The organism is Microbulbifer maximicatervae (SeqCode) (assembly GCF_052467505.1).
This window is the reverse complement of sequence record NZ_CP174313.1, coordinates 2,975,370-2,988,353: the sequence shown is the minus strand read 5'-3', so window position 1 is coordinate 2,988,353 and position 12,984 is coordinate 2,975,370. Positions and strand designations below refer to the sequence as shown.

At 52.4% G+C, this 12,984-nt stretch carries 9 protein-coding genes; all 9 read left to right on the top strand.

The features are described from left to right. The first annotated feature begins 407 nt into the window (after positions 1–407). The 9 genes from ACJJIN_RS13325 (at position 408) to der (ending at position 12,982) form a co-directional block, all read left to right on the top strand. Positions 408–2,342, top strand: coding sequence for a cytochrome-c peroxidase (locus ACJJIN_RS13325; protein ID WP_444895043.1), 1,935 nt, complete (start codon positions 408–410; stop codon positions 2,340–2,342). Between the two features lie 609 nt (positions 2,343–2,951). Continuing rightward, the gene (locus ACJJIN_RS13320; protein ID WP_444895042.1) at positions 2,952–4,886 is read left to right on the top strand and encodes a cytochrome-c peroxidase; all 1,935 of its coding nucleotides are present in this window, start codon (positions 2,952–2,954) and stop codon (positions 4,884–4,886) included. Positions 4,887–5,242: 356 nt separating this feature from the next. Next, positions 5,243–6,019, top strand: coding sequence for a type IV pilus biogenesis/stability protein PilW (pilW, locus tag ACJJIN_RS13315; RefSeq protein ID WP_444895041.1), 777 nt, complete (start codon positions 5,243–5,245; stop codon positions 6,017–6,019). Next, positions 6,009–6,965, top strand: a complete 957-nt coding sequence (locus ACJJIN_RS13310; protein WP_444895040.1) for a RodZ domain-containing protein — start codon at positions 6,009–6,011, stop codon at positions 6,963–6,965. The genes pilW and ACJJIN_RS13310 overlap by 11 nt, the downstream gene beginning before the upstream one ends. Positions 6,966–7,063: 98 nt before the next feature. Continuing rightward, positions 7,064–8,176 carry a flavodoxin-dependent (E)-4-hydroxy-3-methylbut-2-enyl-diphosphate synthase gene (gene ispG / locus ACJJIN_RS13305; protein ID WP_444895039.1) on the top strand — a complete coding sequence of 371 codons (1,113 nt, stop codon included), beginning with the start codon at positions 7,064–7,066 and terminating at the stop codon, positions 8,174–8,176. Positions 8,177–8,234: 58 nt separating this feature from the next. Further along, a complete protein-coding gene (gene hisS, locus ACJJIN_RS13300) occupies positions 8,235–9,497 on the top strand; it encodes a histidine--tRNA ligase (RefSeq protein WP_282934069.1) in 1,263 nt (420 codons plus the stop codon). A 70-nt stretch (positions 9,498–9,567) separates the two neighbouring features. Next, entirely contained in the window at positions 9,568–10,275 is a 708-nt protein-coding gene (locus ACJJIN_RS13295) for a YfgM family protein (protein WP_444895038.1), read from the top strand. After that, positions 10,275–11,438, top strand: a complete 1,164-nt coding sequence (gene bamB, locus ACJJIN_RS13290) for an outer membrane protein assembly factor BamB (protein ID WP_282934067.1) — start codon at positions 10,275–10,277, stop codon at positions 11,436–11,438. The genes ACJJIN_RS13295 and bamB overlap by 1 nt, the downstream gene beginning before the upstream one ends. 146 nt (positions 11,439–11,584) lie before the next feature. Continuing rightward, positions 11,585–12,982, top strand: coding sequence for a ribosome biogenesis GTPase Der (gene der, locus ACJJIN_RS13285; RefSeq protein WP_413664566.1), 1,398 nt, complete (start codon positions 11,585–11,587; stop codon positions 12,980–12,982). The last annotated feature ends 2 nt before the right edge of the window (positions 12,983–12,984 follow it).

Genomic DNA, 12,984 nt, shown 5'->3' with positions numbered 1-12,984 from the left:
CCTGCATTTTATTTGAGCATCTCACTAATATTGACTTACTGGTGAGATGCCAACTCTTCATTAGCGACCTTTATTCGCATTCATCATTCAGGCAACCACCTTCTGCCTTAAAATTCACCACAGTTTCATTCTTACTTTGCTTCCAGAGCCAGGCCGAAGTTGATCCGAGAGTGAATTCCTGCGATCAGGGCTAGGTATAAGTCATCGTCTGGATTGCGAAGTTTTTAGTCAGTTGTTTCTGGAAAAAAACTCTATCCCCTGAAATTTTGGTGAGTTGGTCGTTCCCTTCGGGATTCACTCCGGGCTTTTGTTCACATTTCTTCCTTAATTGGTCAACCAAATCTATTGGTGTCGCGTTATCACCTATGAACTATTAAAAATATATGGAAGGGACCACTAGGATTCTTATGAGTGCTCAGAAGTTCGATCAAAAAGTCTTTCCCAGAGTCCTACTTAGACTCTTTTTCCTCACGCTGTTTTCGCTGTTAGTCGGTTGCGGCGCCGGGTCATCTGGTAGTGAGGATAATTCGCCTGCAGATACCGTTCAGGGTGATGATGGTTCCGGTTCCGGTTCCGGTTCCGGTTCCGGCTCAGGGACGGGTACCGATCCTGACCCTGAGCCTGAAGAAGCCGGTGAACCCACTGAGCTAATTGGCTATGCCCACTCGGGAACCAGTATCGGTCTTAACTGGGAAAGAGATGGTGAGACTTACTTTATCTATCGAAACGGTGAAAAGGTCGCGGAAACCAGCAATAACTATTATGTCGAACAGGGCCTCTCAGTTAATACCGAATATGTTTACTCTGTCAGTACGGTTGATGCTGCAAACGAATCGGAAACTTCGCAGGTTACGGTCAAGACATTAGTTAATGACACCAATGCTGGCCTGAATAACGGTACAGAAGATGATGTTTTAAATGAGCGTATCTCCACGTTTGCAGAGTGTAAAAATACTGCGACGGCACTAGATCTACTCGAAGAGGACTTGGACAATTGTTTGGCAGCCATGCTCGAGTACAATCGCATGGTCTCTCTTGTCGAAGATATTCGGGCTTTTGCCGCACGGGTCCGCAGTGAGCAGGACCCTGCCAAGGTGGAGCTGGGTATGCGTCTGTTCCACAACAAGTCTCTCAGTGCTAATCAAGATGCTTCTTGTTCATCCTGTCACCACCCTGCGATTGGTTGTGGTGGAGATGACCTCTCGATGCCGGTTGGAGTGAATGCTGTAGATACTGCTTTGCTCGGGCCAGGTCGATCTGATGGAACTAATGAAGTGCCTTTAGTGCCGAGAAATTCACAAGCTATTTGTAATGCGTCACTATGGTCTCGTGGACTGTTCTGGGATAACCGGGTCTCACTGAGTCCGAATGGCGTTCTCCGTACAGATTCAAGAGATGTTACCGATAATACGAATGATGCTGTGGGATCTGGTTCGTTAGCCCTACTTATGGCGCAGGCGCATTTCCCGGTAACGGCCCCGCCAGAAATGGGTGACATCGCGGACTTTGGATACGATGATTCTGTCGATGAAAATTTCACTGCATACCGCGAAGATATATTAGCGGCTAATTTGGATGTCGAAGCTTGGGCTCCCCTGTTTACGTCTGCCTTTGGGGATTCTGAAATTAATTTCAGTCGTATTGCTGAAGCAATTGCAGCTTATGAAGCCGTGCAAATATTTATCGATAACCCCTTCTTTGACTATGTGGGCGGTAACCTGGAAGCGCTCGATGTAGAGGAAAAGCGTGGTGCTATTACTTTTATGTCGAAGGATGCTGGGTGCACGTTCTGTCACAAGGGAGCTTTCTTCACGTCTGAAGCCTTGATGGCCGCAAATTATCCGCAGATAGGTATAGGAACCGATGAGAGTGGCAGTGGGGAAGATTTGGGTGGAGAGGGTTCCTTAGGGTTCGGAGCATTCAGGGCGCCGACCTTACTGAATGTGGCGATCACTGGTCCCTGGGGGCACAACGGGCAGTTTGGCACGCTGAAGAGAAATGTTGAACACTACAGTGATCATGGAGCCTCCATTTCCAGGTACTTTGAAAATAGTGAGATGTGTGATCTCGCTCAATTCAAGGATCTTGAAAATTGCGCCAGTAAACTGGCTCCCAATGGTTTGGCACACTCTCAGGCGATCTTAGATGGAAATGAGGGTGGGGGTATAAATCGCCTGAGCGAAGAGGAGATGGACCTTATAGTGGTATTTCTGGGGACTCTTACTGACCCCAAGGCCGCGAATACCAACTCTAATGAGATTCAGTTTCTGATTCCTCCTCGGGATGGTGGACCAGATGGAAAGCAGTTAGATGCAAAAGATAGTGATGGTAAAAGTTTATAGCCTTCATTCCATTGACTCTTTGGGAAATGGTTGCGTCAAGAGCGCTTTGCGTTTCCCCTAAGTTGGATTAGCCGGCTATTTGTCGGTAGTCACCGCTAAAAAGCTGTTGGTTATTGCCGGCAGCTTTTTTTAATCTATCTGAAATAATCCTGACACAGTTTGTTTTTACAAACTCTCCTTGCTTGTCCCACCTCTGTTTCAATGGCGCAAAAATATTTTCATTGGGGTTTGGGCGTTAACGCCCAAACTTCAGAGATTGAATTTACATATTTTCTTAAGCAAACACCGAAACTACTAATTTTTATTAAATTCCTGACTATGAGAACGGATGTAGTAGCTTACTGCGACCTTATTAGCAGTTATTCCTGTTTTAAGTCATTACAGTAGGCCCTGGGAGTAATTGGGTATTTTCGCAATGCCGCTGATTTTCAGGACGGTCCACAATCAATGCGAGGCTCCCTAGATCTTTCATTAGGTTGCAACGCAGAATTTATTCTTAGATATAGTAAGTGTTTCCTTACCCTTTGATGCCAGCACTGGCACTTAGGTCTGTATTTGCTGTCCAGAACTCGGAATAAGAAAAGGTCATTGACGGGCAGGTCAAGAACTATGAATGTTGATAAAAATCAAATCACACTATCGCTAACGGCTCTGGTAAAGCTGCTGGTCCTACCTCTATTTCTTGTGATGGTGGGCTGCGGAGGAGGAGGTTCCTCAAGTAATGGCAATGACACGCCTACTGAAACTTCTGATACTGGCAGTGATGACGATTCTGGTTCAGGTGATGATGATTCTGGTTCAGGTGATGATGATAATGGCGATGGCGATACAGGCTCAGGTCAGGGAATTATTCCTGCAGAACTGATCGGCAACGCATTTTCCGGTACCAGCATTGGTCTTTCCTGGGAAAGCACCGGTGCGACCTATGTTATCTATCGTGGCAGCGAACGAGTTGCTGAGACGACTAGCGGATACTATGTCGATGAAGGTCTCTCATCAGACACTGAATATACCTACTCAGTAACCACCGGCGATGTCGACAGCGAAGATGAGACCGCCAGCGTCACTGCCAGAACATTGGTAAATAATACTAATGATGGCCTCAGTAACGGTTCTGATGCAGACGGTTCTGATAGCCGAATTTCCGATTTTGATGAATGTCAAAATGCGCGTTCAGCGGTCAATATTGCTGATGGCAGTCTCGATAGCTGCCTACAGGCAGTGCTGGATGACGTTGGCATGGCCGAGCAGTTGGAAGATATGCGCGCCTTTGCTGCCCGGGTCAGAAGTGAACAGGACCCTGCCATGGTAGAGCTGGGTATGCGCTTGTTTCACAATAAAAATCTGAGCGCTGATGGCGATGCATCTTGCTCTTCCTGCCACCACCCGGCAATAGGTTGTGGTGGTGATGATCTGTCTATGCCAGTTGGTGTTGATCCCGTTGATGCTGAATTAGTCGGTCCCGGTCGCTCCGACGGCCAGAATGAAGTTCCGCTGGTACCGCGAAATGCCCAGCCTATCTGCAATGTAGCCCTTTGGGATAACGGTTTGTTTTGGGATAACCGAGTGGCGATCAATGGTAATGGAGGGCTCAGGACAGACTCCCGGGATGTTACTCGCAACACAGAGGCGGCCGTGGGTATTGGTACCCTCGCACTGATGATGGCCCAAGCCCACTTCCCGGTCACAGAAGCTGCAGAAATGGGGGATATCACCCAGTTCGGTTACGACGATACCAGCGATGATGGTTTTACTGATTATCGTGAGGATATTCTCGCTGAAAAATTAACCCAGGACTCGTGGGGTGCAATGTTTACCGCAGCATTTGGCGATTCGGCAATTAACTTCAGCAGAATTGCAGAGGCAATTGCCTCTTATGAAGCGGTGCAAATTTTTATCGATAACCCCTTCTTTGATTATGTTGATGGAGACCTTGCGGCCCTCAATAACGATGAAAAGCGAGGGGCAATTACCTTTATGACACGAAATTCAGGGTGTACAAATTGCCACTCAGGAGCCTTTTTCTCTAATCAAGGGTTGAGAGCTGTCAGTTATCCACAGATTGGTGTTGGTAAAGATGAGAGTGGCAGTGGTGCTGACCTGGGTGGTAATGGAAGCGGCAGCTTCCGCACGCCAACGCTGCTTAACGTGGCGCTCACTGGCCCCTGGGGGCACGCAGGTCAGTTCGGTACATTGAAAAGAAATGTCGAACACTACACTGGTCGAGCCGACTCTGTTTCCCAGTATTTCACCAACAGTGAGATGTGCGATTTGGATCAGTTTGCAGAGGTGGATGAGTGTGCCGCGAAAGTTGCGCCCAATGGCCAGGCACTGACTGAAGCACTGTTGGCTGAAAATGGCGACGGCGCTGTGAATTTGGACGACGGGGAAGTTGATTTACTGGTAGCGTTCCTCGAAACCCTAACTGATCCAGATGCGGCAAATACTGACTCCAATGCAGTCCAGTCATTGATTCCGCCGCGGGACACTGGTCCAGATGGCATGCAGCTGGATGCGGTTGACCAGGAAGGTAATCAACTCTAACTCTTCTAAGCCCTTTTTACTTATTCCGCCGGTACACCGGTACTGGCGGATTGACAATACTCGACAAAGTCATCACTAAATGGAATTGATTGGGTTTTAGGGCTGCAACTGGCAAGGCTTTCCGGCAGTATAGGGATTTGGAAAGTGCCAGCTGAGGCGGAATCAGATTTCTCACACAAAATACCGATATGTATTTTTATCACTGCCAATGGATGCCGGTGGTCGATATTGGTTTTTGCTGTGTTTTGCGGGCTTGCTTTGTCCAGGGATTGGCGTTAGCACATCATTGATGTATTAGTGACACCCGCACAATCTCGCTGGGCCGATAAGTGAAAAATAAAGATACAGGTGATGTAGTGTCCGCGAAATTTAAGAGCCTGTCGCTCCTGGTACTGCTCGGTACTCTGCTGGGGGGGTGTGTAACCTCTGGGGGACCCGAGCGCAAGGAAGTTGATCTGGATAAGGCATTGGAGACCCATGTTCAGTTGGGGATTCGCTATTTGCGGGACCCGAACAACCGGGAGCAGTCCCGTCGCCATTTTAACCGCGCCTTGGAATTGGGTAAAAAAAACCCACTGGCGCACCACGGTCTGGCACTTCTTTATCAAGCGGATGGTGAGCTGGATATTGCGGAGTCTCACTTCAAGAAAGCCTTGCGCTATAGCGACGGGTTTTCTATGGCCCACACTAACTACGGCGTTTTTCTCTATAAACAAGAACGCTACAAAGAGGCCCTCAAACAGTTCGAACTCGCCTCTACAGACCTCACTTATAATCGTCGATCTTTTGCCTTGGTTAACTACGGCCGTACGGCCGCGCGTCTGGGCTTCACTGACAAGGCGGAAGGGGCCTATGCCAGGGCGTTAGCGCTGAACTCCGATTTGCCGCTGGCGTTGATCGAAATGGCTGAGCTGAAATTTAATGCCGGTGATTATGCAAAATCCAAGGCGTACCTGGATCAATTTAGTGAAAAGAATCGCCAGACACCCCAGTCACTGTGGCTTGGGATTCGTATCGAGAAGGTGTTTGGCAATCGTGACAAGGAGCGGAGTTACGCCCTTGCTTTGAAGAATTTGTACCCGTACTCTGCGGAGACACTGAAATATCAGGAGTTGAGTGGTAATGACGGATAGTAGTCCCGAACACTGCGAAGGTGGTGAGGTCGTATCCAATACGCAAACTTCTAAGGGGTCCGCTGGCAATCTTTTGCTGGCGGCTCGGGAAGCGGCCGGGCTGTCCCGAGAGGAGTTATCGCAGAGCCTGTGTATTATTGATAACACAGTTGAGTGGATTGAAAGCGATAATTACGAAAAGCAGCCAGAAGCTGTCTACACGCGAGGCTATATCCGCAATATTTGTCGCGAGTTGAATATTCCTGCTGAGCCGGCTTTGGAAGCCTATGATAGGGATCGGCCGCAGCCAGCACAGCGCAGTGAATCCCGGCGAACCACTAAAGCCGAGGCATTTCGCCCTGAGCGCAAGCGCGGACATGGTGCCCTAGCCCTGATTCCCCTGTTGCTCGCGGGTGGTGTCTTCTGGTGGAAGTACGGTACTCCAGTCAATATTCCCGGTATGCCCATGGGTGAGGATACTGCGGACCTGGTTGCCGAAGCCCCCGTTGCCAGTGAAGTTGTAACTGATCCGGTTACTGAAGTAGAGCGGCAGGAAGTTGCAGTTGAAGAGTTGAGCTCAGAGCCATTTGCACCAGCATCAAGTGGAGTTGCTGATGTTCAGCTTGAGGTTGGTAGTGCTGAAACGGTGGAGAATAAACCCGCTGCTTCTGTGGAAAAAGTGGTTGAGCCTGTTCCCGTCCAAGTAGCCCAGTTGGACCAGGCCCTGAAAGGCGCATTGCGGCTTCGCTTTGATGAAGATGCCTGGGTTGAGGTGAAAGACGCACAAGGTGTGATTTTACTGGCCGGGGTCCAAGCTGCTGGCAGTGCCAAATCTTTAGATGGAGATGCTCCATTTGAGCTGATGTTGGGAAATGCCCGTGCAACCCATGTGGTTTACCGCGATGAAACTATCGACAGCCAGCCTATTGGCGACCGCCGCACTCGTCGTCTGATTGTCGGCGATTAAGATGATCTTCCCCGTTTGGGCGCGAACCCTGTAGGTTTGCGCCCAATCTCTCTATAATCTCCCCTCGATTTTTATCAGTAATACCACCAGGTCAGCCTATGCAATTTGAATCTCCCATTGTCCGCCGCAAGTCGCGCCAGATCATGGTGGGTGATGTACCGGTCGGAGGGGATGCCCCAATCTCGGTGCAAAGTATGACCAACACCGAAACCTGCGATGTAGCAGCTACTGTTGGCCAGATCCAGCGCCTGGAACAGGCTGGAGCCGATATAGTGCGGGTTTCTGTGCCCAGCATGGATGCCGCAGAGGCGTTTGGAGAAATTAATAAACAGGTGAATGTCCCGTTGGTCGCAGACATTCACTTCGATTACCGTATCGCCCTGCGGGTCGCAGACCTGGGGGTGGATTGCCTGCGTATTAACCCCGGCAATATTGGCCGAGAGAAGCGTATTCGGGCCGTAGTGGATAAAGCTCGCGATCTGAATATCCCGATTCGTATCGGTGTCAATGCGGGCTCCCTGGAAAAAGACCTGCAGAAAAAGTATGGCGAGCCCACACCGGATGCTCTGGTAGAGTCGGCGCTGCGCCATGTATCGATCCTCGACAGCCTGGACTTCCAGGACTTCAAAGTCAGTGTAAAAGCATCCGATATCTTTATGGCCACGGCTGCCTATCGCAAGCTGGCCCAGCAGATTGAGCAACCGCTGCACTTGGGTATTACCGAAGCTGGTGGCTTGCGTGCCGGCACAGTGAAGTCGGCGATTGGTCTCGGTGCCCTTCTGCTCGACGGTATCGGTGACACCCTGCGGGTTTCCCTGGCTGCAGACCCGGTGGAAGAGGTCAAAGTGGGCTGGGATTTGCTCAAAAGCCTGCGTCTTCGCAGTAAAGGTATTAACTTTATTGCCTGCCCCAGCTGCTCGCGCCAGAACTTCGATGTGGTGAAAACCATGAATGAGCTGGAGACGCGCCTGGAAGATGTGACCACGCCGCTGGATGTGGCAGTAATTGGCTGTATCGTCAACGGCCCCGGCGAAGCGAAAGAAGCCGATGTAGGCCTGACTGGTGGTACCCCAAGCCATGCCATCTATGTGGATGGGCAGCCGGACCGCAAGTTTAAGAATGAAAACCTGGTGGATGATTTAGAGCGTTTGATTCGCGAGAAGGCGGCCGCCAAGGCCGAGCGCGAAGCGGATATCATCGCCAAGGCGTAGAGGGCAACAGCTCCCTGCGCAAGACCCAATTAATTGAGTGAAAAATTAAGGAACAGCGTTGAAACAGCTTCGCGCAATTCGCGGCATGAACGATCTGCTACCGGAACAGTCCCCGGTATGGCAGTACGTGGAAGCCACACTGAGTGAACTTACTAGTCGCTACGGCTACACCGAAATTCGCACTCCCTACCTGGAGTCGACCCAGTTATTTTGCCGTGCGGTGGGCGAGGCTACCGATATTGTCGAGAAGGAAATGTACACCTTTGATGACAAGAGCGGTGACAGCGTTACCCTGCGCCCTGAGGGCACAGCGGGCACTGTGCGTGCGGCGATCCAGAGCAACCTGCTGAACCAGCCACAGCGCCTGTGGTATTTCGGCCCTATGTTCCGCTATGAGCGCCCACAGAAGGGGCGCCTGCGTCAGTTCCACCAGTTTGGTGTCGAGGTGTTTGGCATTCAAGGGCCGGATATCGATGCAGAAATCCTGATCATGACTGCACGACTGTGGCGTCAGCTGGGTATCAGCGAACATGTGACCCTGCAGCTCAATTCCCTGGGTAACGCCGAGAGCCGCGCTGCTTATCGGGATGCGCTGGTCACTTATTTAAGTGAGCGTCGTGACCAGCTGGATGAGGACAGCCAGCGCCGTCTGGAGCGCAATCCGCTGCGAATTCTCGACAGTAAAAATGCGCAAACTCAGGAACTGCTGGCGGATGCGCCCTGTCTACTGGACTTCCTCGATGAGGAATCCGCCGCCCACTTTAGTCAGTTAAAGGCACTTTTGGACGGGGCAGGCGTTAAGTATGAGATCAATCCCAAGTTGGTGCGCGGTCTCGACTACTACGGAAAAACTGTATTTGAGTGGGTGACCGACAGCCTCGGTGCCCAGGGCACTGTATGTGCCGGTGGCCGCTATGACGGCCTGGTAGAACAGATGGGTGGCAAAGCCACCCCGGGAGTGGGTTTTGGCCTGGGTGTTGAGCGTCTTGTATTGATGCTAGAAACCCTAGAAGTGTTGCCTGAGTCCCTTTCGCAACAGGTAGATGCCTACCTGGTTGCCGTTGGTGATGTACAATCAGCTGCCATGACAGCCGCCGAGCAATTGCGCGACGAGCTGCCCTGGTTGCGACTGCAGTTGCACTGTGGTGGAGGAAGCTTTAAAAGCCAGATGAAGAAAGCTGATAAGAGCGGCGCCGATTATGCGCTGATTATCGGCGAAGATGAGGCTGCAAGTGGTCAGATAACTGTGAAGTACCTTCGCGCTGACCAACCGCAGCAAACGCTGGCACCGAAAGAGCTGGCAGCACTGCTGCAAGGCTGAAAGAAACACTGAGGGAGGCGGAGGCCCCCGCCGGGAAAGTTAGTAATCTACAGGAAAGGCAAATTACCCAATGGCTGAGCATCTTACCGAACAAGAACAAATAGAAACGCTGAAGCGCTGGTGGGCGGAAAATGGCAAGGGAATTGTGACTGGCGTTGTGCTGGCCCTGGCCGGTTACTTCGGTTATCAGTGGTGGCAGGGAGATCAGCGCACTAAGGCTGAAGCGGCCTCTGACCTGTACCAGACTTTCGTTGAAGCGGTCTCCGCCAACAACAATCAACCGGACAACAAGCAGCTTACCACTGCCAAGAATGTGGCCGAGCAGCTGAAAGACGATTTTGCCAAACGTATCTACGCCAGCCAGGCTGCACTGCGTCTCGCGGCTATTTCAGCGGAGAGCAATGACCTGGAAGCTGCCGAGCAGCAGCTGCAGTGGGTACTCGACAACACCAGTGAAGCAAGCCTGGAGTTGCTCGCTAAACGCCGCCTGGCCGCTGTTTTGGCGGCCCGTGGTGAGTCCGATGAAGGCCTGAAATTGCTCGAGGGCACTATACCCCCGGCATTCGCGGCCCTTTATTCTGAGACTCGTGGTGATATCCTGAAGCAAAAGGGTGACATCGCCGGTGCGCGTGCCGCGTACGAGCAAGCACTGACAGAGCTTCTGCCAGAGCAAGCGGGCAACACCCAACTTCTGCGCCTGAAGGCTGAAAGCCTGGCGGTAACCGAGAGCAGTGACGCTCAGAACCAAACCGAGCCTGTATCTGAGGGAGACGAGTAATGGGATTTCTGAATCGCGCTGCGGGTCGCACTGCAGCGGTGGCGCTAGCGGTGGCCCTGGCTGCCTGTGCCTCTAATGACGAGAAGGAAGATGTCGACCCCGTCGAACTGGTGGATATTAACTCCACTGTTGCCCTGCAAGAGGTGTGGTCTGCCGATATTGGCGGTATTGACCAAAAGCGTTACGCGATGCTGCAGCCGAGCCTTATCGATGGTCGCCTGATAGCTGCCAGCAGCGATGGTGAAATCAGTGCTTTTGATCGCAGCTCCGGGCGCAAGCTCTGGGAGACAGATCTGGATGTAGATCTGAGCGGTGGTGTGGGTACTGGCCTGGGCATGGCGGTAGTCTCCGACTACCGCGGCCGCGCTGTGGCTCTGGATCTCGAAAACGGCGCTGAGCTATGGAATTACCAGGTCTCCGGCGAAGTAGTTGCCGCTCCAGCGATCGGTGCTGGCGTGGTTGTCCTGCAGACCGTAGATGGCAAGCTGGTTGGCCTCGACGCTACCAGCGGTGAAGAGTTGTGGAGCCACAATACCAATTTGCCAGTACTGACCCTGCGCGGTACTGCAGCACCTGTTATTAGCGGTGGTATGGTGATTGCCGGCCTGGATAACGGCAAACTGCTGGCCCTGGACGCCCGCGATGGCATTCAGCGCTGGGAACAGCGAGTCGCTATTCCCCAGGGCTCTGCGGAGCTGGAGCGGGTAGTTGATATCGACGGTGCTCCAGTAGTGCGCGGTGATTTGGTGTTTGCCGCCAGCTACCAGGGCCGTGTTGTCGCCCTGTCCAAAGATAATGGCCGCGGCCTCTGGGCTCGCGATGCCTCTACCCACCACGAAGTGGCAGTAGGTGGTGGCCATGTCTACCTCAGTGATGCCTCCGGTAGCGTCTATGCCTACAATGTGGGCAGCGGCCAGATCGAGTGGAGTAATAACGAACTATTGCGCCGCGAATTGAGCGGACCGGCTTTCTTCCAGGACGTGGTCGTTGTGGGTGATCTGGAAGGCTACCTGCATGTGCTGGACCCCAATTCCGGACAATTTATTGGCCGCGAGCAGGTGGACGGTGATGCGATTCGCATCCCCATTCTGGTTGATGGCGACCTGATATTTGTGCTGTCGGATGACGGCAAGTTATCAGCTCTACGCCTCGCTGATTCCTGATAATCGCAGCCAACTGACGAGAGGCGGACAGGCTGTCCGCCTTAGGGCTTAGAGCCCGCAAATGGAGCCTGCTGCGCAGGCAAGTTGAAATCGCCCGCCTCGCGCGGGCTTTTGTATTTTTTTATACGGCTAAAACCAGAATTTGTATGCTGCCAGTAATTGCCCTGGTCGGGCGCCCCAATGTGGGCAAATCCACACTTTTTAACCGGTTGACCAAGTCTCGCGACGCTTTGGTGGCCAACTACGCCGGGCTTACCCGCGATCGCAAGTACGGTGAGGCGGAGATCGACGGGCGCAAGCTGTTACTGGTAGATACCGGTGGTATTTCCGGTGGCGAAGAAGGCATCGATGCGGCTATGGCCGAACAATCCATGCAGGCCATCGAAGAAGCAGACTTCGTACTCTTTTTGGTGGACAGCCGCGCCGGCCTGACCCCAGCCGACGAGATGATTGCCGAGCGCTTGCGCACCCGCTCCAAGCCCACTTTCCTGGTGGCCAACAAAGTTGATGGGGTAAACCCGGATATTGCCCTGGCACCTTTCTATGAGTTGGGTATTGGTGAGCTTTTCCCGACGACTGCTACCCACGGGCGCGGTGTTCGCTCCCTGATGCAGCGGGTCATCGAGGACCTGCCCGAGCAGGAGATTGAAGAGGAAGCCGAGGAAGCGACCGGAATCAAGATTGCCATTGTGGGCCGCCCCAATGTGGGTAAATCCACCCTGGTTAACCGCCTCTTGGGTGAGGACCGGGTTGTTGTCTACGATCAGCCCGGCACAACCCGCGATAGCGTCTATATCAATTATGAACGCGACGAAAAGCCTTACACCCTGATCGATACTGCGGGCATTCGCCGCCGGAAAAATATCAAGGAATCGGTGGAGAAGTTCTCTATCGTCAAAACCTTGCAGGCGGTGGAAGATGCCAACGTGGTGGTGCTGGTGATCGATGCCCGCGAAGGCCTGGTGGACCAGGATATGCACCTGATGGGCAGCGTGGTACAGGCGGGACGCGCGCTGGTAGTTGCCCTGAACAAATGGGATGGGCTGGAAGCGGATCATCGCGACTATGTGAAAGCCGAGTTGGAGCGCCGCCTGCGCTTTGTGGACTTTGCTGATGTGCACTTTATTTCTGCACTGCATGGCACCGGTGTTGGGCATCTGTACGAGTCCATTGAGGGTGCTTACCAGAGCGCTACAGACAAACTGTCCACTAATCACCTCACTCGTATTCTGGAGTGGGCGGTAAGTGAGCACCAACCACCTTTGGTGCACGGACATCGTATCAAATTGCGCTACGCTCACGCCGGTGGACAAAATCCGCCGGTTATTGTGATCCACGGTAACCAGACTGAGCAGGTACCGGCACATTATGTGCGCTATCTGGAGAAGACTTTCCGCAAGGCTCTGGATTTGCACGGTACTCCGGTAAAAATTGAGTTCCGCACCAGCGCTAACCCCTACGCGGACAAAAAGAACAAGCTGAGTGACCGCCAGAAGGCCAAGAAACGCCGCCTGATGAAGTTTGTTAAAAAGAAGAAAAAATAAGA

Excerpts from the sequence above, each read along its gene's own strand:
- der (WP_413664566.1), top strand. The coding sequence starts at position 11,585 with ATGCTGCCAGTAATTGCCCTGGTCGGGCGCCCCAATGTGGGCAAATCC.
- ispG (WP_444895039.1), top strand. The coding sequence starts at position 7,064 with ATGCAATTTGAATCTCCCATTGTCCGCCGCAAGTCGCGCCAGATCATG.
- ACJJIN_RS13320 (WP_444895042.1), top strand. The coding sequence starts at position 2,952 with ATGAATGTTGATAAAAATCAAATCACACTATCGCTAACGGCTCTGGTA.
- ACJJIN_RS13310 (WP_444895040.1), top strand. The coding sequence starts at position 6,009 with ATGACGGATAGTAGTCCCGAACACTGCGAAGGTGGTGAGGTCGTATCC.
- ACJJIN_RS13295 (WP_444895038.1), top strand. The coding sequence starts at position 9,568 with ATGGCTGAGCATCTTACCGAACAAGAACAAATAGAAACGCTGAAGCGC.
- ACJJIN_RS13325 (WP_444895043.1), top strand. The coding sequence starts at position 408 with ATGAGTGCTCAGAAGTTCGATCAAAAAGTCTTTCCCAGAGTCCTACTT.
- bamB (WP_282934067.1), top strand. The coding sequence starts at position 10,275 with ATGGGATTTCTGAATCGCGCTGCGGGTCGCACTGCAGCGGTGGCGCTA.